Below are 25,544 nucleotides of genomic sequence, written 5' to 3'. Positions count from 1 at the left end.
CGCTCACACCCGGGTCCGTCGCTTGATGTCGGGTTTCGTGGTGCGGAAGCCGTCGATCGCGCCTGCGACAGCCGCCATGCAGGCCTCGACGTCAAAATCCTCGCCCCAGCACTTTTGCAGCACGAAGCCCTGGAAAATCGCAACCAGCACGCGCGCGATCGCATCTGCGCCGAGGTCGCTCCTGATGAGGCCGTCGTGCTGGCCGCGCTCGACCAGCGCGACGATGAGCGTGCGCGGCATGTCGATGCCTTCGACGACGCTGGCGCGGACGCGGCGGTTGCGCAGCGCTTCGGCCCAGCCATGGATGCCGACACGGCGCCGCGCTTCGCCGGCGGGATCGGTGAGCCATTGCGCATAGACGCGGACCAGTGCGTGAAGTCCCTCGATCGGATCTCCCGATCCTTGCGCGACCGAGTTAAGCACGGCTTCGCGGCGCCGGTCGTCGGCGAGCGCCTCGATCAGGTCGTCCTTGCTCTGGAAGTAGAGATAGACCGCGCCGTGGCTCAGTCCCGACCGCTTGACGATGTCGGCCATGCCGGTCTGGTGAAAACCGTCCTCGGCGAAGCATGCGAGGGCAGCTTCGAGAATCTGCTGCCGCCGGTCTTCACGCTGCTTGTCGCTGATCTTCGGCATCCGCGGTGTCCGTAAATAACTGACTGTTCAATCGTTTTTGATGTCCAGCCCAAACAGCGTGGAAGGCCCGTCCGTAAAATAAAAAACGATCGATCAGTCATTTTTAATTCGATGCGCGAGTTTGGTCAAGGCCCAATGGCCTGGGTCGAGGAACCGGGAGGATTTGACGGTTGGCAGGTCGACGGAGGCCGCGGCGTAGCCCTTGAATGCGCTCGGCTAGAACAGGCGTCCGCCGTTCGGCACGGGTTTGCTCGGCTGCACCAGCACGACCTTGCCTTCGGCATCGGGGAAGCCGAGCGTCAGCACCTCCGAAACGACCGGGCCGATCTGGCGCGGCGGGAAATTGACGACGGCCGCGACCTGCTGTCCGACCAGCGTATCGAGCGGATGGTTTTCGGTGATCTGCGCCGAACTCTTGCGCACGCCGATCGCCGGGCCGAAGTCGATCCACAGCCGCCAGGCCGGCTTGCGCGCCTCCGGGAACGGTTTTGCATCGACGATGGTGCCGACACGGATATCGACCGCGAGGAAGGTGTTGAAGTCGATGGTCGGCGACACGGTCGCGGCGGGATCGTGGGTGACGTGCATGGCGTGTCCGTTCGAAGAGCTGGCGTCATTCGCAAATATTGTCGCGCGGACCGGAGTTTCGTACAACGCCGGGATCACGATACGACGCATGCGCGAGGGACCTCTTGCCCAACATCATCTACGGCATCAAGAACTGCGACACCATGAAGAAGGCACGCGCCTGGCTCGACACCCATGGCGTCGCCTACGAGTTTCACGACTACAAGGCGGCGGGGGTGGAGAAGGACAAGCTCAAGCAGTGGAGCGACAAGGTCGGCTGGGAGACGCTGCTCAATCGCGCAGGGACGACCTTCAAGAAGCTGCCCGACGCCGACAAGGAGGGCCTCACCGAGAGGAAGGCGCTGGCGTTGATGCTAGCGCAACCATCGATGATCAAACGGCCGGTGCTGGAAGTCGGCGGCAAGCTGCTGGTCGGCTTCAAGCCGGACATTTATGCCAAGGACGTCGGGACCAGGTAAGTCGAGGCCAAATCGCGCTGGCCGCTATTTCAGTTCGACGATCTCGGTGACGAGCCCGGGCTGATCGGCGAATTCGACCAATTCGGCGGCCGCGATGCGGCCGGGAGTGCGGTGAAACAGGTCACGATCGATCACCGCGCGCAATTTTTCGCGCGGCAGCGCGTCATTTCCGCGCATCAGATTCTTGATCTCGAAGCCGCCGTCCTCGCAGAACGTCTTGAGCGAGGCGATGACGTGACAGATCCTGCCCTCGGTCTGGAACGGCAGCAGCAGGCGCTCATAGGCGACGATGCGCCCGTAGATGTCGTCGACGTCGGCAACGCTGTAGACGGGCAACCCGCGCGCCACGCATTCATGATAGACCGGCATCACGAAGGGCACGAGCCGCGGCCCGATATAGTCGTCGAGCAGAACGCCCTTGCCGGTGTGTCCATAGGCACGCGAGATGCGCGTGCCTTCGCTCTGGATAGTGAGGCGCGGCGTCGGCGTCGACATGTCCACCGTATAATAGATGAGATCGGACAGCTCCTCCTCGAGCCGCGCGGGCTGGTACTCCCAGATCGCCGGCGTCGTCTGTTCGCGCGCATAAAGTCGCAGCCACGTGTTCAGGAGATCACGCTGCCTGATGGATTTGACCAGGGAAGGAGCGGCGCTTGCGAAATCCAAGACAATATTCCCGACGTATAAAACCCGCGCATGATCCGGGTTGCGGGAAAATTTTCTATGAAGGCTGGCGCATGGAACGAAAGACCGTTAACGACGGCTTGATGACCGGTGCCTTGCGAACCGGGAGGCCGGGCAGGCACGACGTCAAAACACCTCCGACTAAGGGAGCATTTGTATCCCGGCCGGAGGCCTGATCTGCTCAGCTTTCCGCCTTGCCTAACCCCCGTCAACTCCGGCATATTCCGCGCCCGGAGGCGGCGGTTCCGGGTGGGCTCCAGGGCCTCCGGAATGCCGAAGCAACAAGGACAGCCACGCGTATTGCGCGGGCAGGGGGAAAACTGTTTGGCCGATGAGTTCATTCTCGAAACGGAAGGCTTGACCAAGGAGTTCGCGGGCTTCTTCGCCGTCCGCGACGTTGCGCTCAAGGTTCGCCGTGGGAGCATTCACGCGTTGATCGGCCCGAACGGCGCCGGCAAGACGACCTGCTTCAATCTTTTGACCAAGTTCCTCAAACCGTCCGCCGGAAAAATCCTGTACAAGGGCCAGGACATCACCGCGATGGCGCCCGCCGACGTGGCGCGCATGGGGTTGGTTCGCTCGTTCCAGATCTCGGCGGTGTTTCCGCATCTCACCGCGCAGGAAAACGTCCGTGTCGCGCTTCAGCGCCAGCACGGCAGCTCCTTCGATTTCTGGCGCTCCAAGTCGGTGCTCAACGTCTTCAACGATCGCGCGCGCGAGTTGTTGAACGATGTCGGCCTCAGCGAGTTTGCCAATACGCCCGCGGTCGAGATGCCCTACGGGCGCAAGCGCGCACTGGAGATCGCAACCACGCTCGCGCTCGACCCCGAGATGATGCTGCTGGACGAGCCGATGGCCGGCATGGGCCACGAGGACATCGACAAGATCGCGGCGCTGATCAAGCGTATCTCCGCGAAATACACCATCCTGATGGTCGAGCATAATCTCAGCGTCGTGGCCAATCTTTCCGACATCATTACCGTGCTGACGCGCGGGCAGGTGCTGGCGCAGGGCCATTACAGCGAGCTCACCAAGGACGAGCGCGTCAAGGAAGCTTACCTGGGAGCCGGTCATGCCTGACACTGCGATCGCCGAGGCTCCGGCAAAGGCCGCGACCGGCGGGACCATCCTTCAGGTCCGCAATCTGGAGGCGTGGTATGGCGAGTCCCACATCCTGCACGGGATCAACTTCGACGTGAATGCGGGCGAGGTCGTCACCCTGCTCGGGCGTAACGGCGCCGGCAAGACCACCACGCTGAAGTCGATCATGGGGATCATCGGCAAGCGAACCGGCTCGGTGAAGTTCAACAACCACGACATCATCCGCACGACCTCCGACAAGATCGCGCGCATGGGCATCGCGTTCTGCCCGGAAGAGCGGGGGATATTCTCCAGCCTCGACGTACGTGAGAATTTGCTGCTGCCGCCCATCGTCCGCGCGGGCGGGCTGCCGCTCGATCAGATCTTCGACCTGTTCCCGAACCTGAAGGAACGGCTCAACAGCCAGGGCACCAAGCTGTCCGGCGGCGAGCAGCAGATGCTCGCGATCGCGCGCATCCTGCGCACCGGCGCGAGTTTCCTGATGCTGGACGAGCCGACCGAGGGGCTCGCACCCGTCATCATCCAGCAGATCGGCCACACCATTGCCCGGCTCAAGAAGGAGGGCTTCACGATCCTCCTGGTCGAGCAGAACTTCCGGTTCGCATCCACCGTCGCCGACCGCTATTATGTGGTCGAGCACGGCAAGATCATCGACGGATTTTCCAATGCGGAGCTTGCCGCCAACATGGACAAGCTCCACACCTATCTCGGCGTCTAGAATTGCCAACGAGAAAAATTAAAGAGGTACGTTGCATGAAGACCAGGTCGATTGCGTCATTGCTGCTGACCACCGCGCTCAGCTTCGTGATGACTGGCGTCGCGTCCGCGCAGGACAAGACCGTCAAGATCGGCGCGCTGTCCGATCAGTCCGGCCTTTACGCCGACCTCGGCGGACCAGGCTCGACGCTCGCCGCGCAGATGGCCATTGAAGATTCCGGCCTCGTTGCGAAGGGCTGGAAGATCGACATCATCTCGGGCGATCACCAGAACAAGCCGGACATAGGCACCGCGATCGCGCGGCAATGGTTCGACGTCGACAAGGTCGACACCATCGTCGACGTGCCGAATTCCGGCGTGGCGCTCGCCGTCAACAACGTCGTCAAGGAAAAGAACGGCGTCTACATCAACTCCGGTGCGGCGACCTCGGATCTCACCAACGCGCAGTGCTCGCCCAACACGGTGCACTGGACCTACGACACCTACATGCTGGCCCACACCACCGGTCAGGCGCTGGTGAAGGCCGGCGGCGACACCTGGTTCTTCCTGACCGCGGACTACGCCTTCGGCGCGGCGCTGGAGCGCGACACCACGGCGGTCATCACCGCCAACGGCGGCAAGGTGGTCGGTGGCGTCAAGCACCCGCTCAACACGCCGGACTTCTCGTCCTTCCTGCTGCAGGCGCAGGCTTCCAAGGCCAAGATCATCGGCCTTGCCAATGCCGGCGGCGACACCACCAACACGATCAAGCAGGCGGCCGAGTTCGGCATCGTCAAGGGCGGCCAGAAGCTCGCGGCGCTGCTGCTGTTCCTCACGGACGTCAAGGCGATCGGGCTCGAGACCGCGCAGGGCCTCAACTTCACCGAGACCTTCTACTGGGACATGAACGACCAGACCCGCGCGTTCTCCAAGCGCTTCGCCGCGAAGATGAAGAACAGTGCGCCTCCGACCATGGTGCAGGCCGGCGTCTACGCGGGCGTGCGCCACTATCTCAAGGCGCTGGAGGCGCTCGGCGGCAATCCGCACGATGGCGTCAAGGTCGTGGAGAAGATGAAGTCGATGCCGACCGAGGACGATCTGTTCGGCAAGGGCGAGATCCAGCCCAACGGCCGCACCATCCACAACGCCTACCTGTTCGAGGTGAAGAAGCCCTCCGAGTCCAAGGGACCGTGGGATTTCTACAAGCTGGTCGGCACGGTGCCGGGCGACCAGGCCTTCACGCCGCTGTCCGAGAGCAAGTGCGCGCTCTTGAAGAAGTAGGATAACCGCCCGCGGGCCATCAGGCCTGCGGGCGACTTTCAGGGAACGCCGAAGGGACCGGGTGCGGGATCGATGCAGGCTCTTTACGCTCAGCTACTGGTGGGATTGATCAACGGCTCGTTCTACGCGCTGCTCAGTCTCGGGCTCGCCGTGATCTTCGGCATGCTCAACATCATCAATTTCGCCCATGGCGCACTCTACATGATGGGCGCGTTCGTCGCCTATTTCCTGCTCAACAATGATTATCTCAGTATCGGCTACTGGCCGGCATTGATCGTCGCTCCGATTGTCGTCGGCATCTTCGGCATGATCCTGGAACGGACCATGCTGCAATGGCTGACCGGGCTCGACCATCTTTACGGTCTGCTGCTCACCTTCGGCATCGCGCTGATCGTGCAGGGCGTGTTCCAGAACTATTTCGGCTCGTCCGGCATGCCTTACGCCATTCCGGACCAGCTCAAGGGCGGCATGAATCTCGGGTTCATGTTCCTTCCTATCTATCGCGGCTGGGTCGTTGTCTTCTCGCTGGTGGTGTGTATCGCCACCTGGTTCCTGATCGAGAAGACGCGGCTTGGCGCTTACCTGCGCGCCGCGACCGAAAACCCGACGCTGGTGCGCGCTTTCGGCGTCAACGTGCCGCGCATGATCACGCTGACCTACGGTCTCGGCGTCGGTCTTGCAGCACTCGCCGGCGTGCTTTCGGCGCCGATCAACCAGGTGCGGCCGCTGATGGGCGCCGACCTCATCATCGTCGTGTTCGCGGTGGTGGTGATCGGCGGCATGGGGTCGATCATGGGCTCGATCATCACCGGCTTCGCGCTGGGCGTGATCGAGGGCCTGACCAAGTATTTCTACCCCGAGGCCTCCAATACCGTCGTCTTCGTGCTGATGGTGCTGGTGCTCTTGGTGAAGCCAACCGGATTGACGGGAAAGGCGGCCTGATATGACAGCCTTGACGGACGACACGCTGCCGGTGACCCCGCGCGCGATCCGCGACGAGATGATCGTGTTCGTTGTGATGGCGCTGCTGCTGGCTTCGGTGCCATTCACGGGAGTCTACCCGTTCTTCGTCATGCAGGCGCTGTGCTTCGCGCTGCTCGCCTGCGCCTTCAACCTGCTGATCGGCTACGGCGGTTTGCTGTCCTTCGGCCATGCGATGTTCTTGGGGACGGCCGGCTATTGCAGCGCGCATGCGCTGAAGGTATGGGCGCTGCCGCCGGAGCTCGGCATCCTCGTCGGCATCGCCGGTGCCTTCGTGCTCTCGCTCATCACGGGCTATATCTCGATCCGCCGCCAGGGCATCTACTTCTCGATGATCACGCTGGCACTGTCGCAGCTTTTGTACTTCATCTACCTCCAGGCCCCGTTCACCCATGGCGAGGACGGCATCCAGGGCATTCCGCAAGGGCACATGTTCGGCGTGTTCGATCTGTCCAAGCCGACCGTGCTCTACTACGTCGTGCTGGTCGGCTTCCTTGCCGGCTTCCTGCTGATCTTCCGCATCATCAACTCACCGTTCGGCGAAGTCCTCAAGGCGATCCGTGAGAACGAGCCGCGGGCGATCTCGCTGGGTTACCGGACCGATCAGTACAAGTTCCTGGCTTTCGTCCTGTCGGGCACGCTCGCGGGCTTTGCCGGATCGCTGAAAGTGTTCGTGGCGCAGAACGCCTCGCTCACCGACGTGCACTGGTCGATGTCGGGCGAAGTCGTGCTGATGACGCTGGTCGGCGGTCTCGGCACCGTGTTCGGCCCCGTGGTCGGCGCCTTCGTGATCATCGCCATGCAGCAATATCTGGCGGGGTTTGGCCAATGGGTGACTGTGATCCAGGGCTCGATCTTCGTGATCTGCGTGCTCACGTTCCGCCGCGGGGTCATCGGCGAAATCGCGCATTACTTCCGGCGTTCGCTCTAAACAATTGATATCGCAACAATTTATCTGGTGCGTGAAAGCGGTGGATGACCCGGCTCCGCGGGCGTGAGATGACACGCACGCGGATCGAAAATGGTCTATGACAGTTTTGTGACGGCCGGTTCGGCCGGGCCATTTCCAACCGGTAGTCTCTTCCCATGATGCGATGGTTTCGCGCTTTCCTGCCCAAGGAAGAACGCTTCTTCGACCTGTTCGACCGCCACGCCCAGACCGTGATCCACGGCTCGATCGCGCTCCAGAGCATGCTCAACGGGGGCGAGGAGACGCCGGTCTTTTGCCAGCGCGTCAACCAGTTCGAGAACGATGCCGACAACATCACCCGTGAGGTGCTGACGGCGGTGCGCCGCACCTTCATCACTCCGTTCGATCGCGGCGACATCAAGAACCTGATCACCTCGATGGACGATGCCATCGACCAGATGCAGCAGACCGCCAAGGCCGTGATGCTGTTCGAAGTCCGTACCTTCGAGCCACCGATGCGCGAGATCGGCGGGCTCTTGATCGAATGCGCCAATCTGGTCGGCCGCGCGCTGCCGTTGATGCAGCAGATCGGCAAGAACGTGGCGATGCTGACCGCAATCACGGAAGAGCTGGGCAAGCTCGAAGGCCGGGTCGACGATCTCCACGACATCGGGATGAAGGAGCTGTTCCTCAAGCACCGCGACGGGAGCGCGATGGACTTCATCGTCGGTGTCGAGATCTACGACCACCTCGAGAAGGTGGCCGACCGTTTCGACGACGTCGCGAACGAGATCAACAGCATCGTCATCGAGCAAGTTTAGGCAGGGCGCCGTGGATGCTGCGTTGGGTCTTCCCCTCCTGGTCGGACTGATCGCCGTCGCGCTGCTGTTCGATTTCCTGAACGGCCTGCACGACGCCGCCAATTCGATCGCGACCATCGTCTCGACCCGCGTGCTGCGGCCGCAATTCGCGGTGTTCTGGGCCGCGTTCTTCAATTTCGTCGCCTTCATGGTGTTCGGTCTGCACGTTGCCCAAACCATCGGCACCGGCATCATCGATCCCGCGATCGTCGATGCCCAGGTGATCTTCGCGGCCCTCGTCGGCGCCATCGTCTGGAACCTCGTGACCTGGGGGCTCGGCATCCCGTCCTCGTCGTCGCATGCATTGATCGGTGGCCTGTTCGGCGGTGGCGTGGCCAAGGCGGGGATCTCCGCGGCGGTCTGGAGCGGATTATCCAAAACGGTGATCGCCATCGTGCTGTCTCCACTCGTCGGCTTCCTGCTCGCGATGGTGCTGGTCGCGATCGTCTCCTGGGCCTCGGTCCGGTCCACCCCTTTCGCTGTGGACCGCGCTTTCCGCATCCTGCAATTCGCCTCCGCCTCGCTCTATTCGCTCGGCCATGGCGGCAACGACGCGCAGAAGACCATGGGCATCATCGCCGTGCTGCTCTACTCGCAGGGCCATCTCGGCAGCGAATTCTCGGTGCCGTTCTGGGTGGTGCTGTCCTGCCAGGCCGCGATGGCGATGGGCACGCTGATGGGCGGCTGGCGCATCGTCCGCACCATGGGATTGCGAATTACAAAGCTGACGCCAATGCAGGGTTTTTGCGCCGAGACCGGCGGCGCCGCCACCCTGTTCATGGCGACCTACCTCGGGGTTCCGGTGTCGACCACCCACACCATCACCGGCGCCATCGTCGGCGTCGGCGCCGCCCGCCGTCTCTCGGCGGTGCGCTGGAACGTCGCCAGCTCGATCGTCTACGCCTGGGTGATCACCATGCCGGCCTCGGCCATCGTCGCTGCGCTGACCTGGTGGGCGGTCAAGATTTTCCTCAAGTAACGAGTTTCAGCCCGACAATGCCGGCGACGATCAGTCCGATGCTGGCTAGGCGAAACGCGGTGGCGGGCTCGCCGAACAGGATGATCCCGAGCGTCGCCGTGCCCACCGCACCGATCCCGGTCCACACCGCGTAGGCGGTTCCAATCGGCAGTGATTTGAGGGCCAACCCAAGCAGCAGGATGCTGCCGGCCATCGCGGCGAGGGTCAGGACGGAAGGGATCAGCCTGGTAAAGCCCTCGGTGTATTTGAGCCCGATCGCCCAGCCTACCTCCAGAAGGCCAGCGACGAACAGGATGCTCCAGGCCATGACGACCCTCCATATCAAGGCAGGGTCGTCCCCGCGGCTGATGTGCTGAAAGAGGGGAAAGGTCGTCCTTCCCCAGGTCGATATGGGGCTGGCCGGAAGGCTCTGCAATCACCACATGAGGCTTGATCGGGCCGATTTTCCCTGTCAAACGCTCCCGCAATGTCCGACATCGCCACACCTGCCGAATCGACGGCCCGTTCCCCGCTTGCCGCTGAAGTGTCGCGGCGGCGCACCTTTGCGATCATCTCGCATCCGGACGCCGGCAAGACCACGCTGACCGAGAAGCTGCTGCTGTTCGGCGGCGCCATCAATCTCGCCGGCCAGGTCAAGGCCAAGGGCGAGCGGCGCAACACGCGTTCGGACTGGATGAAGATCGAGCGCGAGCGCGGCATCTCGGTTGTGACCTCGGTCATGACCTTCGAATTCGAAGGCCTGGTGTTCAACCTGCTGGACACGCCGGGCCACGAGGACTTTTCGGAAGATACCTACCGCACGCTGACGGCGGTCGATTCCGCCGTGATGGTGATCGACGCCGCCAAGGGCATCGAGGCACGCACCCGGAAGCTGTTCGAGGTCTGCCGCCTGCGCGACATTCCGATCATCACCTTCATCAACAAGATGGACCGCGAGAGCCGTGACGTGTTCGAGCTGCTCGACGAGATCGAGAAGACGCTTGCGCTCGACACCACGCCGATGACCTGGCCGGTTGGCCGCGGCCGCGACTTCCTCGGCACCTATGACGTCGTCAATGGCGGCGTGCGCCTGCTCGAAGGCGGTGGCGCCAAGACCGGCGCGGCGCAGCAGATCGAGATCGCCGAGCTTGGCAAGCTCAACGCCAATCTCGACGTCTCCGCGGTGAAGGACGAGCTCGAGCTCGTGACCGAGGCATCAAAACCGTTCGAGCTCGCCGCGTTTCGCGAGGGCCATCTGACGCCGGTTTATTTCGGCAGCGCGCTGCGCAATTTCGGCGTCGGCGACCTGCTGGAAGGCCTCGGCAAGTTCGCGCCCGAGCCGCGCGCGCAGGACAGCGACCAGCGCAGGGTCGAGGCGACCGATCCGCGCATGAGTGCTTTCGTGTTCAAGATCCAGGCCAATATGGATCCGAACCATCGCGACCGCATCGCGTTTGCGCGCCTCTGCTCCGGCAAGCTCAGCCGGGGCATGAAGGCCAAGCTGGTGCGCACCGGGAAGAGCATGCCGTTGTCGAGCCCGCAATTCTTCTTCGCGCAGGACCGCTCGGTCGCGGACGAGGCCTATGCCGGCGACGTCGTCGGCATTCCCAACCACGGCACGCTGCGCATCGGCGACACCTTGACCGAGGGCGAGGATTTCAACTTCGTCGGCGTGCCGAGCTTTGCGCCGGAAATCGTCCGCCGCGTGCGTCTCACCGACGCGATGAAGGCGAAGAAGCTGAAGGAAGCGCTTCAGCAGATGTCGGAAGAGGGCGTGGTGCAGGTGTTTCGCCCGCGCGACGGCGCGCCCGCGCTGGTCGGCGTGGTCGGTGCGCTCCAGCTCGACGTGCTGAAGGCGCGGCTGGAGGCGGAATATTCACTGCCCGTCGAATTCGAGGTCAGCGAGTTCCAGCTTGCGCGCTGGGTCTCATCGGATGACCGCAAGAAGCTCGATACCTTCATCGCCGCCAACACCTCCAGCATCGCCGACGATGTCGACGGCGACCCCGTGTATCTGGCGCGGAACGAGTTCTATCTGGGCTACACCAGGGAACGCGCCGAGGGCATCGAGTTCACCAACGTCAAGGACGTCAAGAAGAGGGGGTAGGGCGCCCCCGTCCCGCGGCCGAACGCGAGCATGTGAACGAAAGCGGGCTTGACGCCCTCTTGGGCGATGCCACGTTTCAGCCATGTGGCGCGGCATCCTCGTTTTTCTCCTGCTGGCAATATCGACGGTTGCGGCCGATGCGCAGCGTCGCCAGATCAACCCGATCCCGTTTGCGCACGAGCCGTGCAGTGTGCTCGACAATCGTCCCTGCACGCCGTCCTATTGCAGTCCGCTCGAACCCGGCCCCTGCATTCCCGAGATCGACTATCCCTACGGGCAGAACCTCCAGCTCACGATCGAAAGTGTGCCGCAGGACTCCGACCGCGCCAAATACCGCAAGCCCGATCACGACCTCGATACGATCGGCGATCTCTTCGCCGAGCTGCGCACCTGCTGGTCGCCGCCATCGGACAATGCGCGCGCGGGCATGCAGATGGCCGTGCGTTTCAGCTTCAACAAGGCGGGCCGCCTGATCGGCCCGCCGCGGCTGACCTTTGCGACTGCGGGCGTCCCCGCGGGTATCCGCACGACCTATCTGAATGCCATCAACGCGTCGCTGAACGCCTGCCTGCCGCTGAAATTCACCAGCAATCTCGGGGGCGCTCTGGCCGGACGGCCAATCGCGATCCGCTACGTCGACAACCGCAATCTCGCCAACTGATTTGCCAACGAGACCAGCCCGGCGGCGTTGGCCTCTATGGGAGGTCTAACGCCTCGCGTACAGCCGCAGTTGATCGGCCGTCTCTCGTTCGCGAGCCGCCGTACTCAGTTCAGCAGCTTCCATTTGTCCAATTTGAGCACGATGGTGGCCTCGAGGTCTTCGATCCTATTGAATTCCTCATAAGTGACCCCGTTGAGATCCGATGGCAGTCTCAGCGGTTTCTTCAGCAGGATGGCGACGCGCTCGAAGGCGCGGAATTTGGCGAACAGCAACCCCATCTCGAAGATGACATTCTCACGTGCGCGTGCCCCGTAAGGCTCGTTGGCTCTGGCCAAGCGTCCTTCGTCGTCGGGCGTGGCGAGGATGAAGCCTGCCCTGCATGTTCGGATCAACTCTTCCAGGCCCGACAAGATCGTCGTTGCGTTCTTGTCTTCCCGCAACAGCACCTTGGGGGTGACCTTGTTCTGCCGCAAGATCGACTCCAGCGCCTTTCGGCTAGTGTCGTCCCGTCCGTGCACGATGAAGACGTTGCGCTCGAGCTGAAGCTCCGGGTGCGGCGTGTGCAAAGCCAACGCCAGAATATCGGTGTAGGCCTCCAGGACGCGCAGATCGTCGGGAGAGAACACCTTGCCCGTAACGTTGTTATGAAAGCAGGCGACGCCAAATGGGCTGCGGCCCTGTCCTAATTTGATTGGAAAGCAGACCATGTTCTGGATGGGACTGTCGCCGGAGAATTCCCCGCCGAGAGCGCGCGAAAAGACCGTCGGCGTACCCGTGCGGAAGCAATTTCCGGCGATGGTTCCGAAGTAACCCAGCGTGGCCGGAAAGCTGGCCCGCGCTTGAGGATCCAGCAGTTGCTTGTCGAACAGGAAGTCGCCCTCGTTGAAGAGCACCAGCCTGTTCATCTTGGGGTGGTCGATCAGGACCGATCCCGCATCGGCCGCCGGGCTGATCGCGATCGCGGTTTGCAAAAACTCGACAATGATCGCTTCCTGCGAACGGCCGTGGGAAGCGCGAAGGAAATCCAATATTCTGGCGTCAAAACTGATTTTGCCGGTCATAACTAACCGTCCAATCCATCTGCAATGTTTCGATCATATTCCGTCGGGGGCCGAATTCAACAAGAAGTTGTCTTGGGCGAATTTGACCCGTAGCTTCGACCCATTCAATGCAGGATGCCCCGGGGGCCGCGTGAACCGATGGACGCCAGGATCAGCTATTTCCTATTTCTGCTCACGCTCCATTCGGCGCTGTTGGTCACAAGCACGATCGCAGGCTCGAAACTGTTCGCGTTGCCTTTCGGCCTGGACGCCAGTGCGACGGTCTTCAGCTATCTTCTGACGTTCATCATTCTCGATACGATCGCCGAATTGTTCGGCAAGGAGTATTCCAGGCGGGTCATCAATCTCGGCCTGCTTAGCATGGCCCTGTCGGCCGCCTATTTCGAGTTTGCCGCGTATCTGCCGGCGGCGGCAGGCTGGCACCACCAGCAGGATTTCGAGGCGGTCGTTAGCTCTTCCGTTCGCATCTGGATCGGCGGCTGGCTGGCTTACATGATCAGTCAGCACTTCGACCTGTCGTTCTTTCTCCTGTTGCGCGAGACGACATTCGGCAGGAAGTCCGTGGTGCTGTCTGCCTGGCTCAGCCTGATGTTGGCCCAGCTGTTGGACACCGCCATCTTCGTGTCGGTCGCGTTCTATGGTACCGGCGTTGTCCTGCCGACAATCGTCGGTCAGTATCTGATCAAGCTCATTTTCTCGACCGTTGCCGCGCCTCTGGTGAAGCTGAGCATCTCGTTTGGACGAGGCTGGATCGATGCGCGCAGCGGAAAGGTGGCCGAGCAGGACTAGGGCCGTCCTCTTGCCGGGATGGCGGCGCTCCGCGTGATGCATTGCGCTTCTCGGGGCGAAGATGCTACCTGAAGACGTGCGGCTTTGCGAAAGAGGGACGTCGTGGGTTTGCTGGTGATGATCCTGGGGCTGGCGCTGTTTTTCGCAGCCCATCTTTTCACGACGAAACGAGACGCGCGCGCGGAGGCGATCGCGAGGCTGGGCGAGGGTACCTACAAGATCGTCTATTCGCTCGCCTCGCTCGCGGGGCTCGCGTTGATCATCTGGGGTTTTGCGCATTACCGTGCGACCGGCTGGATCGACGTCTGGTACCCGCCGAAGGCGCTGAAGCACATCACGCTCGCGCTGATGCTGCCCGCGGTCATCCTGGTGGTCGCGTCCTATCTGCGTGGCCGCATCTACGCGACGCTGAAGCATCCGATGCTGGCCGGTATCAAGCTGTGGGCTGCGGCGCATCTTTTGGCCAATGGCGATCTCGGCTCCATCATCCTGTTCGGCTCGTTCCTGGCCTGGGCAGTGTATGATCGCATTACGCTGAAGCGTCGCACCGATGGCGGCGGGCCGCCGATCCCGGTGGGCGGCGTCAGCAACGATCTGATCGCGGTTGCGGTCGGAATCGTCGCTTATCTGGCGCTCGCCTTTGCATTCCATCCGGTCGTGATCGGCGTTCCCGTAGTGGGGGTCTAGCCGGTCAGCACAAGACGGAACCCTGATGCCCGTGCGCGGAAGGTAACAAGAGCAACAAGCTTTAAGGCGTTCCGATGAACTGGTCGCAATCTCAGATCCCGCCGATGCGGCTCGAGGCGCGCTTTGGCGATCGGGTGGTGCCCGCCTTTAGCGACCGGCCGGCGAGCTTGTGGGCGATGATTGCCGACGCGTGCGCCGGCAATGCCGACGGCGAAGCCTTGATCTGCGGGGATGTCCGCCTGAGCTGGCGGCAGGCTGCGGAGCAGGCCGCGCGGATCGCGGCAGGCTTTCGCAAGCTAGGCCTGCGGCGTGGCGATCGCGTCGCGATCCTGCTCGGCAACCGGATCGAATTTCCGCTGCTGCTGTTTGCCGCCGCGCATGAGGGGCTGGTCACGGTGCTGCTCGGCACGCGCCAGCAGAAGCCGGAAATCGCCTATGTTCTGAGCGACTGCGGCGCCAAGATCCTGATCCATGAAGCGGGGCTGGCCGAGCGTTTGCCTGATGCGCGCGACATTCCAGACGTGATCCACCACATCGCGATCGATGCCGACCCGCAGCGGTCGCGTTTCGCGATGCTCGCAGACAACGCGCCGGCGCCGGCGCCGGTCGATGTCGGCGAGGAAGAAACCGCGATGATCCTCTACACCTCGGGCACGACGGGCAAGCCGAAGGGCGCGATGCTGGCTCATTGCAACATCGTGCACTCCTCGATGGTCTTCGTGTCCTGCCTGCAATTGACGGCGGCGGACCGCTCGATCGCGGCTGTGCCGCTCGGCCATGTCACCGGCGTCGTCGCCAACATCACGACGATGATTCGCTGCGGCGGCGCGCTGATCATCATGCCGGAGTTCAAGGCCGCCGATTATCTCAAGCTCGCCGCCCGCGAGCGCGTCACCTACACGGTAATGGTGCCGGCGATGTACAATCTCTGCCTGCTCCAGCCCGATTTCGACGGCTACGATCTGTCGAGCTGGCGCATCGGCGGCTTCGGCGGCGCGCCGATGCCGGTCGCAACCATCGAGAAGCTCAAGGCGACAATTCCCGGCCTGCAGCTGATGAACTGCTACGGCGCGACCGAGACGACGTCGCCGTCGACGATCATGCCGGGCGAGTTGACGGCAAGCCATATCGACAGCGTCGGCCTGCCGTGTCCGGGTGCGCGTATCGTGGCGATGGGGGCGGACGGGCGCGAGCTGCCGCATGGCGAGATCGGCGAGCTCTGGATCCAGAGCGCATCCGTCATCAAGGGCTACTGGAACAATGCGACGGCGACGTCAGAGAGCTTCACCAGCGGATTCTGGCATTCCGGCGATCTCGGCTCGGTCGATGGGGAGGGGTTTGTCCGCGTCTTCGACCGGCAGAAGGACATGATCAATCGCGGCGGCCTGAAGATCTATTCGGCCGAGGTCGAATCCGTGCTGGCCGGCCACCCCGCGGTGGTGGAGAGCGCTATCATCGCCAAATCATGCCCCGTTCTCGGCGAGCGCGTCCACGCCGTGGTGGTGACGCGCGCGCCCGTGGCGGGCGAGGTCCTGCGCGCCTGGTGCGCCGAGCGGCTGTCGGACTACAAGGTCCCTGAAACCATGGTGATCACGGCCGAGCCGCTGCCGCGCAATGCCAATGGCAAGGTGCTGAAGCGGCAGTTGCGGGAACTCCTAGGAGCCTGAGCCGGGCCGGCGGGCATTCCTGGGCGTTCCCGGGTGGTTAACGCCTTGATCGGGCTCGCTTTGCCTTGCCACCGCCATATCGATAGGGTATCGCCGCCGCGACGCGGGGACGGGTTTTTGACGCGGACGATCTGGCGCGCATTCCTGACCGGGTATGGGGTTATCTTAAGTGTCTGAATTATTTGACGAAGTCGACGAGGAAGTACGTCGCGAACAGCTCAAGAAGCTGTGGGACAAGTATTCGATCTATTTCATCGCGCTGATGGTGCTGATCGTGGCCGCCGTCGGCGGTTGGCGCGGCTACCAGTATCTGGAGGCCAAGAAGGCCGCCGAGGCCGGCGCGGCGTTCGAGAAGGCTGTCGAGCTGTCCGAGCAGGACAAGCACGCGGAGGCCGAGGCGGCCTTCACCGAGCTCGCCACCAAGGCTCCGTCGGGCTATCGCACCCTGGCGCGACTGCGTGCGGCGGCCGAGGCGGCGGCCCGCGATCCCAAGGCGGCCGCCAAGCTGTATGACGACATTGCCGACGACCGCGGCGTGGGCGGCGAGTGGCAGGATCTGGCGAAGATCCGAGCGGCCGGCCTCCTGCTCGACAGCGCCGGCTATGCCGACATGCAGCAGCGGCTGGAAGCTTCCGCCGCACCCAAATCGACCTTCCGTCACAGCGCCCGCGAGATGCTGGCGCTGTCGGCGTGGCGCAACAACGACATGACTGCGGCCCGCAAATGGCTCGACGCGATCGCCGAGGACGGCGAAACGCCGCCGGGCTTGCGCTCACGCGCCGAGGCGCTGCAAGCCCTGCTGCCGCCCGTCGCCAAAAGCTGACCACGCGCCGACGGCCCCGAGAGCTGAGACGAGATAAATCGATATGCGCCGCACGCCCCGCTTGATCGCAGCCGCCGTCCTGATCGCCTTCACGGGCGTCCTGGGCGGTTGCTCGAGCTTCGATCCGACCGACATGCTCGATTTCCTCGATACCAAGAAGAAGCTGCCCGGCGACCGCAAGCCGGTGTTTCCGGAGGGCGTACCGGGGCTCGAGCAGGGCGTCCCGAAGGATTTGTACAAGGGCGCGCAGCAACAGTCCGATCCGAACGTGCCCGCCGTTGCGGCCTTGCCCGCGGAGCCTGCGCCCGAGCCGGCCAAGCCGGCGAAGGGTGCCAAGGCGAAAAAGACCAGGCAGCCGGCCGCCGCCGCAGTCGCACCGGCCGAAGCGCCGGCTGGCGAAGTCGATGGCGAGGCTCAGCCGGAGGCCGCGCCGCCCGCGGCCGCTCCGCCGCCCAAGCAGAAGATCGTGCGCAAGCGCACCACCGCGCCGCCGCCCGATCAGCCCGTCCAGCAGGCGCAACCGAGCCAGACCACCCAGCAGCAATCGCAGGGCGCCTTCCCGGCGCCGCTGCCGAGCGGCAGCTTCTCGCGCTGAAGCATGATCCGGAAAAGTGCGAAGCGTTTTCCGAAAAGATCATGCTTAAACAACAACCTAAAGCGCGGTGAGGATGCATTCCAGCCTCATCGCGCTTTAATCGTTTCATTTCATTGACAGGCGCGGCCCCGGCAGCGCACGAATGACCAATGTCCTTCACAATCGCCATCATCGGCCGGCCCAATGTCGGCAAATCGACGCTGTTCAACCGCCTGGTTGGACAGAAGCTCGCGCTCGTCGATGACCTGCCGGGCGTCACCCGCGACCGTCGCGAGGGCGAGGCGAGGCTCGGCGATCTGGAATTCACGATCATCGATACCGCCGGCCTCGACGAGGGCGCCAAGGGCTCGCTGACCGCGCGCATGCAGGAGCAGACGGAGGCCGCGATCGCACAGGCCGACGCGCTGTTCTTCGTGATCGATGCCCGCATCGGCCTCACGCCGACGGATCGCGCCTTCGCCGATTTCGCCCGCAAGGCCAACAAGCCGGTGCTGCTGGTCGCCAACAAGAGCGAGGGCAAGCACGGCGATGCCGGTGCGATGGAGGCCTTCGCGCTCGGCCTCGGCGATCCCATCCAGATCTCGGCGGAGCACGGCGAGGGCATGGGCGAGCTTTACGATGCGCTAGCCAAGCTGATGCCGGAGCCCGTCGACGAAGAGGAAGACGACGAGGACGACGCGCCGCTCTCGGAGGAAGAGGCCGCGACGCGCCCGATCCGGGTCGCCATCGTCGGGCGGCCCAATGCCGGCAAGTCGACACTGATCAACCATCTGCTCGGCGAGGAGCGCCTGCTGACAAGCCCGGAGGCCGGCACCACGCGCGATTCCATCGCGGTCGAGATCAACTGGAAGGGCCGCGAGTTTCGCGTGTTCGATACCGCGGGCCTGCGCCGGCGCTCGCGCATCGAGGAGAAGCTGGAAAAGCTCTCGGTCGCCGATGCGCTCCGCGCGGTGCGCTTTGCCGAAGTCGTCGTGATGACGATGGATGCGCAGAACCGCTTCGAGGAGCAGGATTTGCGCATCGCCGACCTGATCGAGCGCGAAGGCCGCGCGATGGTGCTCGCCGTCAACAAATGGGATCTGATGGAGAGCAAGGGGGGCGGCGCCATCTCCGGCCTTCGTCGTGATGCCGACCATCTGCTGCCGCAGGTCAAGGGCGTGCCGATCATCGCCATCTCCGGCTTGATGGGCGAGGGCATCGATCGCCTGATGCAGGCGATCCAGGACGCCTACGCGCTCTGGAACAGGCGCGTATCGACCGCGGCCTTGAACCGCTGGTTCGAGGAGGCGGTCCAGGCCAATCCTCCGCCGGCGGTGTCCGGTCGGCGGCTCAAGCTCAACTACATCACCCAGACGAAGGCGCGTCCGCCGAGCTTCGTGCTGTTCTGCTCGCGCGCGGACGCGGTGCCGCAGTCATATTTGCGCTATCTCACCAATTCGCTGCGTGAGGCCTTCGAGCTGCCGGGCACGCCGGTGCGCATCACCTTGCGCGAGAAGGCCAATCCGTTCGCCCACAAGCGCAAGCGGCCGTCGTGAGCGGCGACGCCGGCGGGGCGATGGCGCAAAGCGCAGCGCCGGTCCGGCGCGGCGCGGTCGCTTTCATCTTCGTGACCATCCTGCTCGACATGCTCGCGCTCGGCGTGATCATGCCGATCCTGCCGAAGCTGATCGAGAGCTTCGTCGACAACGACACCGCGCACGCGGCCCGCATCTTCGGCCTGTTCGGCACTGCCTGGGCGCTGATGCAGTTCGTGTTCTCGCCGGTGCTCGGCGCCCTGTCGGATCGCTTCGGACGGCGGCCGGTGGTGCTGCTGTCGAATTTCGGGCTCGCGGCCGACTATGTTCTGATGGCGCTGGCGCCCTCGCTGGTCTGGCTGTTCATCGGCCGCGTGATCTCCGGCATCACCTCGGCCAGCATCTCGACCGCCTTTGCCTATATCGCCGATATCACGCCGCCGGAACGGCGTGCTGCAGTCTTCGGCAGGATTGGAGCTGCCTTCGGCGCCGGCTTCATTCTGGGCCCGGCGCTCGGCGGCCTGCTCGGCGATATCGATCCGCGCCTGCCGTTCTGGGCCTCGGCTGCCCTGAGCTTTGCCAATGCGCTGTACGGGCTCTTCGTCCTGCCGGAATCGCTGGCGCTTGAGAAGCGTGCGCCGTTCCGCTGGGCGAGCGCCAATCCGATCGGAGCGCTGCACCTGCTCCGTTCCAACGCGGCGCTGGCCGCGTTGTCGGTCGTCAATTTCATCGCCCAGGTCGCGCATGTCGTGCTGCCGTCGACTTTCGTGCTCTATGCGACCTATCGCTATGGCTGGGATTCCAAGACGGTCGGCCTGACGCTGGCCATGGTCGGCATCTGCGCCATGGTGGTGCAGGGGCTCGCAATCGGCCCGATCGTGCGTGTGCTCGGGGAGCGGAACGCGCTGGTGCTCGGCCTGTGTTGTGGCGCGATCGGCTTCGTCATCTTCGGCGCGGCGCCGACCGGACCGCTGTTCTGGATCGGCATTCCCGTGATGTCGCTGTGGGGCATCTCGGGCGCCGCCATGCAGTCGCTGATGACGCGGCTGGTTGCGCCCGATCAGCAGGGCCAATTGCAGGGGGCCACCGCGAGCGTGCAGAGCGTGTCGCAGCTCGTCGGCCCGTTCCTGTTCACGCTGACGTTTTCGTATTTCATCGGCACCAGCGCGCCGTGGCATCTGCCCGGCGCGCCGTTCCTGCTCGCGGCGCTGTTGATGGCGGCGTGCGTTGCGATTGCGATGCGAACGCTGGCGACCACGAAGACGGTTGCTTAGGGTGGGCAAAGGCGCTCTTGCGCCGAGCCCACCATCTCTCTACGACCTGAAGAAATGGTGGGCACGCTTCGCGTTGCCCACCATCCGGCAGCTATGCCCTTACTTCTTCACCAGCGGGCACTCGCTGTCCTTGAGCGGCTTGGCCGCATCTTCCGCCGGAATGGTCGCGAGCAGCTTGTAATAGTCCCACGGTCCCTTCGATTCTTCCGGCTTCTTCACCTCGAAAAGAAAGGCAGGAATGATACGGCGGCCGTCCTCGCGCAGCGGGCCCTTGCCGAACAGCGGATCGTCGGTCGGAAGCTCCTTCATCTTGGCGACGACCTTGGCACCGTCGTGCGGATTGCCGCCGAGGGCGTCCATCGCCTTCAGAAGATGCAGCACGGAGGCGTAATTGCCGGCCTGCGTCATCGAGGGCATCGCCTTGTTGGCGACCTTGGCCTGGAAGCGCTTCGAGAAGGCGCGCGTGCCCTCGTTGAGGTCCCAGTAGAAGGATTCGGTGAAGGTGAGGCCGTGCGCGGTCTTCAGGCCGAGCGAGTGGACGTCGTTGATGAACAGCAACAGCGCGGCGAGCTTCTGGCCGCCCTCGACGATGCCGAACTCGGCCGCCTGCTTGATCGAGTTGGTGGTGTCGCCGCCGGCATTGGCAAGACCGATGATCTTCGCCTTCGAGTTCTGCGCCTGGAGCAGGAAGGAGGAGAAGTCCGACGTGTTGAGCGGATGCTTGACGCCACCGAGCACCTTGCCGCCATTCGCTGTGACGACCGCACTGGTGTCACGCTCGAGCGCGGCGCCGAAGGCGTAGTCGGCGGTCAGGAAGAACCAGCTGTCGCCGCCGGCCTTGGTCAGCGCCTTGCCGGTGCCGTTGGCGAGCATGTAGGTGTCGTAGGTGTAGGAGATGGTGTTGGCGTTGCAGGCCTTGCCGGTGAGGTCGGCGCTGGCGCCGCCGTTGTTGAGCAGGACCGCGTTCTTCTCCTTGACGACGTTGCTGACGGCGAGCGCCACGCCGGAATTCGGCGTATCGGCGATCACGTCGACCTTCTGGGTGTCGATCCACTGCCGGGCGATGTTGACGCCGACGTCAGGCTTGTTCTGGTGGTCGCCGCTGATGACCTCGATCTTCCAGCCCTTGGCGCGGAGACCGGAGTCCTCCACCGCCATGTTGATGGCCGCCACGGCGCCGGGGCCGCCGATGTCGGCGTAGAGACTGGACATGTCGTTGAGCACGCCGATCGTGACGGTCTTGTCCTGGGCGTAGGCGGATGTGGCAAAACCGAAAGCGGCGCAGGCCAGAAAGGCCGCGGAGCGGCGTGAGAACGTCGTCGTCATGAAAGAATTCCTCCATTGTCAAATATGCGGACGGCTCTCTTGCGAAGCCCTGTTCCGGCTGATGGCTCTACCGTGTCCGACGGTCGTCGGCAATGCGCCTAAAGCCGGATGACGCTGCGTCCTGGCGTCATCCGTCGGTTAACTTTTGGGCAAAATGCGTTGAGACGCTATTTGAGCGCGTCGGATGTGAGTTTGAATTTCTGGATCCGCTTTCCGGTGTCGACCTCGGCGGTATAGACGTTACCCTTGGCGTCGATCGCCATGGCATGAACCCAGTGAAATTGCCCGGCATTGCGGCCGTTGTGGCCGAAGCTGCCGACCACGCTGCCGTCGTCGCGCCGGATGACCCTGATCTCGTTGTTCTCGCCATCTGCGCTGAGCAGCCAGGTCTGCTTCGGATCGGGCCAGATCGCGATGTCCCACACCGCGCCGTTGCCGAGCGTGTTCTTCTCGAAGAAGAACTCCTTCACGAAGGTGCCGTCCTTCCTGAACACCTGGATGCGGTTGTTGATGCGGTCGCAGACGTAGACGAGACCGTCATTGGCGAGCTTCACGCAGTGGACCGGATTGCCGAACTGCTGCGCAACCGGGGCCTTGGGATCGTAAGGCGCCTGCTTGGCGTCATCGGGCTTGTTGCCGTAGGCGCCCCAGTGCCGCTTGTAGGCGAGCGTGGTTGCGTCGAACACGATGACGCGGCGGTTGCCGTAGCCGTCGGCGACGTAGATTTCGTTGGCGTCCTTGTCGATCGCGGTTTCGGCGGGCTTGCCGAGCTGGGTCGTGTCGTTGCTGCCGAGGCTCGGCGCGATCTTGCCGATCTGGGCGACGAACTTGCCGTCGAGCGTGAACTTCAGGATGGCGTTGTCATTGTCGGCGTTGCCGCCGACCCAGACGAAGCCGCGTTCGTCGACCTCGATGCCGTGCTCGCGGCCGACCCATTCATAGCCTTGGCCCGGACCGCCCCATGAGCGCAGCAGGTTCCCGTCGGCATCGAATTCGAGCACGGGCGGCGCCGACACGCAGCACTTCGAGCGCGGCGGGTTGAGGCTCGCGCCTTTCTCGTCGTCAGTGAGCGAGCGCGGGCGATGGATCACCCAGATATGGCCCTGCCAGTCGACGGTGATGCCGCCGACCTGGCCGAGGATCCAGTTGTTCGGCAGCTGTTTTGGCCAGGAGGCATCGACCGCGAATGTCGGCACGTCGCCGGCGGTCGCCACCTGCGGAAGCACAAGCGCGACGGCCGCGATCAGGATGGAGAAGGCGTGAGAGACATTTGCGAGCGCACGCGTAAAGCCTGCGCGATTCCGCCACGGCGCCATGGCGACCTCCCTTTTTTGGCTTGCGGCTTGCTGCCGCTTGAGCGCGGGCAGTCAATCGCGGGGAGGCCTTCAAGTCAATCAGGCCGGCGAGCGGAAGCTCATCAGGCTGCGCGTCTTGTAGTCGTAGAACTTGCCGGTCTCGGTCCAGCCGGGGGTGCACATCGGCACGATGAATTCGGCGACCTGCTCGGCTGTGTCGAGTGTCGCCGGATCCTCGCCCGGCATCAGGGTCGCGCGCATGCGGGTGCGGACCGGGCCCGGGTTGAACAGGTTGACGCGCAGCTTCGTGTTCGCGGTCTCCTGCGCCCAGGCGCGGGCCAGCGTTTCCAGCGCGGCCTTCGAGGCGGCGTACGGGCTGACATAGGCCGTCGCCTTGTTGGCGGCGCCGGAGGTGATGAACACGGCGCGGCCGGCGTCGGACTGCTTGAGCAGCGGCTCCATGCAGCGGATCAGCTGGAAGTTCGCGGAAACGTTGACCGCCATCACGTCGGTGAAGGCCTTCAGCTCGATATGGCCGATCGGCGAGGAGGGGCCGAGCACGCCGGCATTGCCGACGAGGATGTCGAGCTTGCCGTAGCGCTCGTGCAGGCCGGCGCCGAGCCGCGCGATGCCGTCGGAATCGGTGAGGTTGAGCGGCACCAGCGTGGTGCTGCCGCCGTCCTTCCGGATCTCGTCGTCGAGTTCCTCGAGCCCGCCCTGCGTGCGCGCGACCGCAACGATATGCGCGCCGGACTTTGCCAGGGCCTTGGCGGTGGCAAAACCGATGCCGCGCGAGGCGCCGGTGACGAGAGCGATGCGGTCAGCGAGGGGCTTTGTCATGGCGGGGTTTTACAGGCGTGGATGGCCGGGACAAGCCCGGCCACGACGGAATTTTGCCATGGGCTTCAGCTACCGCCGCCCTACTGAATGTTATTGCTGAATGTTATTGCTATTGGGTCCGTTTCCCGAGCTATCGGGCGTCACCTTCATGCCCGGCCTGTAAGCGAAGACGATGAAGCCGACCAACAGCCCTCCGCAGAGAATGGCGATGGTCAGCTGCATCGTCGCGGCCTTGCGTCAGCTCGCCTCCGCCAGCAGCGACAATTGCCGCGGCTGCTGCTCGGTCTGGGTCTGGTCGGTGAGGTGGGTCGGATACGCCCCGGTGAAGCAGTGATCCGAGAATTTCGGATTGGCGGGGTCGCGGCCGGGCTCGCCCATGGCGCGGTACATGCCGTCGATCGACAGGAAGGCCAGCGAGTCGGCGCCGATGATCTCGCGCATTTCCTCCAGCGAGTGCGTCGCTGCAAGAAGACCGCCGCGATCGGGCAGGTCGATGCCGTAATAGTCGGGATAGAGGATCGGAGGCGAGGCGAGGCGGAAATGCACTTCCTTGGCGCCGGCATCGCGCATCATGCGCACGATCTTCTTCGAGGTCGTGCCGCGCACCAGCGAATCGTCGATCAGGATGATGCGCTTGCCTTCGATCGCGGCGCGGTTGGCCGAGTGCTTCATGCGCACGCCCGATTCGCGGATCGCCTGCGTCGGCTGGATGAAGGTGCGGCCGACATAATGGTTGCGGATGATGCCGAGTTCGAACGGCACGCCGGAATGCTGGCTGTAGCCGACCGCGGCGGGCACGCCGGAATCCGGCACCGGGACCACGACGTCGACCGGCACATGGCTCTCGATGGCGAGCTGCGCGCCGAAGGCCTTGCGCACCTCGTAGACCGAGCGGCCGTGGACGATGGAATCTGGTCGGGAGAAGTAGATGTATTCGAAGATGCAGGGCCGCGGCGCGATCGGCGGGAATGGCTTGTGGATGTCCTGGCCGTTCTCGTCGAACACGATGACTTCGCCGGCCTCGATGTCGCGGATGAAGCGCGCGCCGATGATGTCGAGCGCGCAGGTCTCCGAGGTCAGGATCGGGCAGCCGTCGAGCTCGCCGAGCACCAGGGGGCGGATGCCGCGCGGATCGCGCGCGCCGACCAGCTTCTTGTTGGTCAGCGAGACCAGCGCATAGGCGCCCTCGATCTCGCGCAGCGCGTCGATATAGCGCTCGATGAAGCGGCTGCGCCTGGAGCGCGCGACCAGATGCAGGATCACCTCGGTGTCGGTGGTCGACTGCATCATCGCGCCGTTCCTCACCAGCTCGCGGCGCAGCGTCAGGCCGTTGGTGAGGTTCCCGTTGTGGGCGACTGCAAGGCCGCCAGCATTCAGCTCGGCGAACAGCGGCTGCACGTTGCGCAGGATGGTGGCGCCGGTGGTGGAGTAGCGGACATGGCCGACCGCCATGTTGCCGGGCAGGCGGTCGATCACCTCGCGGCGGGAGAAGGTGTCGCCGACGAGGCCGAGGCGGCGTTCGGAATGAAAGCGGCTGCCGTCATAGGAGACGATGCCGGCGGCTTCCTGACCGCGATGCTGAAGGGCATGGAGGCCAAGCGCCGTGATGGCGGCGGCGTCGGGGTGGCCGTAGATGCCGAATACGCCGCACTCTTCGCGCAGCGTATCCCCTTCCAGATCATCCTGCAGCTCTAGCGCGGCCGGGCCGTGGTCACGTTGGGCGTCCTGGTCAGGGTGTCGCATCTCGTCCACGCC

The 25,544-nt window shown here is 63.9% G+C and carries 26 protein-coding genes; 17 read left to right on the top strand and 9 right to left on the bottom strand.

What is annotated here, in order from left to right; genetic code table 11:
* Positions 1–3: 3 nt before the first annotated feature.
* Positions 4–633 (bottom strand): TetR/AcrR family transcriptional regulator, encoded by a 630-nt coding sequence (locus NR187_RS33865; RefSeq protein WP_256809359.1) that lies wholly within the window; start codon positions 631–633, stop codon positions 4–6.
* Positions 634–849: 216 nt separating this feature from the next.
* Positions 850–1,221: a tRNA-binding protein gene (locus NR187_RS33860; RefSeq protein WP_256809358.1), complete on the bottom strand. Its 372-nt coding sequence runs from the start codon at positions 1,219–1,221 to the stop codon at positions 850–852.
* Positions 1,222–1,325: 104 nt separating this feature from the next.
* Here NR187_RS33860 and NR187_RS33855 point away from each other — a divergent pair, with 104 nt between their 5' ends.
* Complete coding sequence (locus NR187_RS33855) at positions 1,326–1,679, top strand: ArsC family reductase (RefSeq protein WP_211387307.1); 354 nt, start codon at positions 1,326–1,328, stop codon at positions 1,677–1,679.
* A 24-nt stretch (positions 1,680–1,703) separates the two neighbouring features.
* On the opposite strand, the gene NR187_RS33850 is transcribed toward NR187_RS33855, so the two are convergent.
* On the bottom strand, positions 1,704–2,345 hold the full coding sequence (locus NR187_RS33850) for a hypothetical protein (protein ID WP_256809356.1): 642 nt from the start codon (positions 2,343–2,345) through the stop codon (positions 1,704–1,706).
* A gap of 342 nt (positions 2,346–2,687) precedes the next feature.
* On the opposite strand from NR187_RS33850, the gene NR187_RS33845 reads away from it, so the two are divergent.
* The 7 genes from NR187_RS33845 (at position 2,688) to NR187_RS33815 (ending at position 9,171) form a co-directional block, all read left to right on the top strand.
* Complete coding sequence (locus NR187_RS33845) at positions 2,688–3,443, top strand: ABC transporter ATP-binding protein (protein ID WP_211387305.1); 756 nt, start codon at positions 2,688–2,690, stop codon at positions 3,441–3,443.
* The gene (locus NR187_RS33840) at positions 3,436–4,182 is read left to right on the top strand and encodes an ABC transporter ATP-binding protein (RefSeq protein WP_211387304.1); all 747 of its coding nucleotides are present in this window, start codon (positions 3,436–3,438) and stop codon (positions 4,180–4,182) included. Before NR187_RS33845 ends, NR187_RS33840 begins: the two co-directional genes overlap by 8 nt.
* A gap of 35 nt (positions 4,183–4,217) precedes the next feature.
* Positions 4,218–5,441 carry an ABC transporter substrate-binding protein gene (locus NR187_RS33835; RefSeq protein WP_256809353.1) on the top strand — a complete coding sequence of 408 codons (1,224 nt, stop codon included), beginning with the start codon at positions 4,218–4,220 and terminating at the stop codon, positions 5,439–5,441.
* A 72-nt stretch (positions 5,442–5,513) separates the two neighbouring features.
* On the top strand, positions 5,514–6,383 hold the full coding sequence (locus NR187_RS33830; RefSeq protein ID WP_256809352.1) for a branched-chain amino acid ABC transporter permease: 870 nt from the start codon (positions 5,514–5,516) through the stop codon (positions 6,381–6,383).
* A gap of 1 nt (position 6,384) precedes the next feature.
* Complete coding sequence (locus NR187_RS33825) at positions 6,385–7,353, top strand: branched-chain amino acid ABC transporter permease (protein WP_211387301.1); 969 nt, start codon at positions 6,385–6,387, stop codon at positions 7,351–7,353.
* Between the two features lie 155 nt (positions 7,354–7,508).
* Complete coding sequence (locus NR187_RS33820) at positions 7,509–8,153, top strand: DUF47 domain-containing protein (protein WP_256809351.1); 645 nt, start codon at positions 7,509–7,511, stop codon at positions 8,151–8,153.
* Positions 8,154–8,163: 10 nt separating this feature from the next.
* Positions 8,164–9,171, top strand: a complete 1,008-nt coding sequence (locus tag NR187_RS33815) for an inorganic phosphate transporter (protein WP_211387299.1) — start codon at positions 8,164–8,166, stop codon at positions 9,169–9,171.
* On the opposite strand, the gene sugE is transcribed toward NR187_RS33815, so the two are convergent.
* Positions 9,164–9,478 carry a quaternary ammonium compound efflux SMR transporter SugE gene (sugE, locus tag NR187_RS33810; protein ID WP_211387298.1) on the bottom strand — a complete coding sequence of 105 codons (315 nt, stop codon included), beginning with the start codon at positions 9,476–9,478 and terminating at the stop codon, positions 9,164–9,166. The genes NR187_RS33815 and sugE overlap by 8 nt on opposite strands.
* Before the next feature lie 159 nt (positions 9,479–9,637).
* Between sugE and NR187_RS33805 the strand changes: the two genes are divergently transcribed.
* Positions 9,638–11,257, top strand: a complete 1,620-nt coding sequence (locus tag NR187_RS33805; RefSeq protein WP_256809349.1) for a peptide chain release factor 3 — start codon at positions 9,638–9,640, stop codon at positions 11,255–11,257.
* An 82-nt stretch (positions 11,258–11,339) separates the two neighbouring features.
* On the top strand, positions 11,340–11,918 hold the full coding sequence (locus NR187_RS33800) for a hypothetical protein (protein ID WP_211387296.1): 579 nt from the start codon (positions 11,340–11,342) through the stop codon (positions 11,916–11,918).
* Between the two features lie 104 nt (positions 11,919–12,022).
* Here the strand turns inward: NR187_RS33800 and NR187_RS33795 are convergent, their stop codons facing one another.
* The gene (locus NR187_RS33795) at positions 12,023–12,979 is read right to left on the bottom strand and encodes a TIR domain-containing protein (protein ID WP_211387295.1); all 957 of its coding nucleotides are present in this window, start codon (positions 12,977–12,979) and stop codon (positions 12,023–12,025) included.
* A 138-nt stretch (positions 12,980–13,117) separates the two neighbouring features.
* On the opposite strand from NR187_RS33795, the gene NR187_RS33790 reads away from it, so the two are divergent.
* The 7 genes from NR187_RS33790 (at position 13,118) to NR187_RS33760 (ending at position 20,328) form a co-directional block, all read left to right on the top strand.
* The gene (locus NR187_RS33790) at positions 13,118–13,768 is read left to right on the top strand and encodes a queuosine precursor transporter (RefSeq protein ID WP_256809345.1); all 651 of its coding nucleotides are present in this window, start codon (positions 13,118–13,120) and stop codon (positions 13,766–13,768) included.
* Between the two features lie 102 nt (positions 13,769–13,870).
* On the top strand, positions 13,871–14,455 hold the full coding sequence (locus NR187_RS33785) for an NnrU family protein (RefSeq protein ID WP_211385393.1): 585 nt from the start codon (positions 13,871–13,873) through the stop codon (positions 14,453–14,455).
* A 74-nt stretch (positions 14,456–14,529) separates the two neighbouring features.
* Positions 14,530–16,122: a class I adenylate-forming enzyme family protein gene (locus NR187_RS33780; protein WP_256809344.1), complete on the top strand. Its 1,593-nt coding sequence runs from the start codon at positions 14,530–14,532 to the stop codon at positions 16,120–16,122.
* A gap of 169 nt (positions 16,123–16,291) precedes the next feature.
* Positions 16,292–16,945, top strand: coding sequence for a tetratricopeptide repeat protein (locus tag NR187_RS33775; protein ID WP_256809343.1), 654 nt, complete (start codon positions 16,292–16,294; stop codon positions 16,943–16,945).
* A gap of 43 nt (positions 16,946–16,988) precedes the next feature.
* Entirely contained in the window at positions 16,989–17,540 is a 552-nt protein-coding gene (locus tag NR187_RS33770; protein ID WP_256809342.1) for a hypothetical protein, read from the top strand.
* 149 nt (positions 17,541–17,689) lie between these two features.
* Positions 17,690–19,075, top strand: a complete 1,386-nt coding sequence (gene der / locus NR187_RS33765) for a ribosome biogenesis GTPase Der (protein WP_211385397.1) — start codon at positions 17,690–17,692, stop codon at positions 19,073–19,075.
* Positions 19,072–20,328, top strand: a complete 1,257-nt coding sequence (locus NR187_RS33760; protein ID WP_256809341.1) for a TCR/Tet family MFS transporter — start codon at positions 19,072–19,074, stop codon at positions 20,326–20,328. The genes der and NR187_RS33760 overlap by 4 nt, the downstream gene beginning before the upstream one ends.
* A 99-nt stretch (positions 20,329–20,427) precedes the next feature.
* On the opposite strand, the gene NR187_RS33755 is transcribed toward NR187_RS33760, so the two are convergent.
* The 4 genes from NR187_RS33755 to purF form a co-directional block, all read right to left on the bottom strand.
* Positions 20,428–21,654: an ABC transporter substrate-binding protein gene (locus NR187_RS33755; RefSeq protein ID WP_211385399.1), complete on the bottom strand. Its 1,227-nt coding sequence runs from the start codon at positions 21,652–21,654 to the stop codon at positions 20,428–20,430.
* 167 nt (positions 21,655–21,821) lie between these two features.
* A complete protein-coding gene (locus NR187_RS33750; protein WP_256809340.1) occupies positions 21,822–22,970 on the bottom strand; it encodes a hypothetical protein in 1,149 nt (382 codons plus the stop codon).
* Positions 22,971–23,048: 78 nt separating this feature from the next.
* Positions 23,049–23,789, bottom strand: a complete 741-nt coding sequence (locus NR187_RS33745) for an SDR family NAD(P)-dependent oxidoreductase (RefSeq protein WP_211385401.1) — start codon at positions 23,787–23,789, stop codon at positions 23,049–23,051.
* Between the two features lie 237 nt (positions 23,790–24,026).
* A complete protein-coding gene (purF, locus tag NR187_RS33740) occupies positions 24,027–25,532 on the bottom strand; it encodes an amidophosphoribosyltransferase (RefSeq protein ID WP_211385402.1) in 1,506 nt (501 codons plus the stop codon).
* Positions 25,533–25,544: the final 12 nt, after the last annotated feature.

It is taken from the genome of Bradyrhizobium sp. Bra64 (assembly GCF_024519875.1).
GTDB lineage: Bacteria > Pseudomonadota > Alphaproteobacteria > Rhizobiales > Xanthobacteraceae > Bradyrhizobium > Bradyrhizobium japonicum_G.
This window is presented reverse-complemented; position numbering and strand designations above follow the sequence as displayed.

Coding starts and splice junctions, on each gene's coding strand:
- NR187_RS33865 (WP_256809359.1), bottom strand. CDS start 633: ATGCCGAAGATCAGCGACAAGCAGCGTGAAGACCGGCGGCAGCAGATT.
- NR187_RS33860 (WP_256809358.1), bottom strand. CDS start 1,221: ATGCACGTCACCCACGATCCCGCCGCGACCGTGTCGCCGACCATCGAC.
- NR187_RS33840 (WP_211387304.1), top strand. CDS start 3,436: ATGCCTGACACTGCGATCGCCGAGGCTCCGGCAAAGGCCGCGACCGGC.
- NR187_RS33835 (WP_256809353.1), top strand. CDS start 4,218: ATGAAGACCAGGTCGATTGCGTCATTGCTGCTGACCACCGCGCTCAGC.
- NR187_RS33830 (WP_256809352.1), top strand. CDS start 5,514: ATGCAGGCTCTTTACGCTCAGCTACTGGTGGGATTGATCAACGGCTCG.
- NR187_RS33825 (WP_211387301.1), top strand. CDS start 6,385: ATGACAGCCTTGACGGACGACACGCTGCCGGTGACCCCGCGCGCGATC.
- NR187_RS33820 (WP_256809351.1), top strand. CDS start 7,509: ATGATGCGATGGTTTCGCGCTTTCCTGCCCAAGGAAGAACGCTTCTTC.
- sugE (WP_211387298.1), bottom strand. CDS start 9,478: ATGGCCTGGAGCATCCTGTTCGTCGCTGGCCTTCTGGAGGTAGGCTGG.
- NR187_RS33805 (WP_256809349.1), top strand. CDS start 9,638: ATGTCCGACATCGCCACACCTGCCGAATCGACGGCCCGTTCCCCGCTT.
- NR187_RS33800 (WP_211387296.1), top strand. CDS start 11,340: ATGTGGCGCGGCATCCTCGTTTTTCTCCTGCTGGCAATATCGACGGTT.
- NR187_RS33795 (WP_211387295.1), bottom strand. CDS start 12,979: ATGACCGGCAAAATCAGTTTTGACGCCAGAATATTGGATTTCCTTCGC.
- NR187_RS33790 (WP_256809345.1), top strand. CDS start 13,118: ATGGACGCCAGGATCAGCTATTTCCTATTTCTGCTCACGCTCCATTCG.
- NR187_RS33780 (WP_256809344.1), top strand. CDS start 14,530: ATGAACTGGTCGCAATCTCAGATCCCGCCGATGCGGCTCGAGGCGCGC.
- NR187_RS33770 (WP_256809342.1), top strand. CDS start 16,989: ATGCGCCGCACGCCCCGCTTGATCGCAGCCGCCGTCCTGATCGCCTTC.
- der (WP_211385397.1), top strand. CDS start 17,690: ATGTCCTTCACAATCGCCATCATCGGCCGGCCCAATGTCGGCAAATCG.
- NR187_RS33755 (WP_211385399.1), bottom strand. CDS start 21,654: ATGACGACGACGTTCTCACGCCGCTCCGCGGCCTTTCTGGCCTGCGCC.
- NR187_RS33750 (WP_256809340.1), bottom strand. CDS start 22,970: ATGGCGCCGTGGCGGAATCGCGCAGGCTTTACGCGTGCGCTCGCAAAT.
- NR187_RS33745 (WP_211385401.1), bottom strand. CDS start 23,789: ATGACAAAGCCCCTCGCTGACCGCATCGCTCTCGTCACCGGCGCCTCG.
- purF (WP_211385402.1), bottom strand. CDS start 25,532: ATGCGACACCCTGACCAGGACGCCCAACGTGACCACGGCCCGGCCGCG.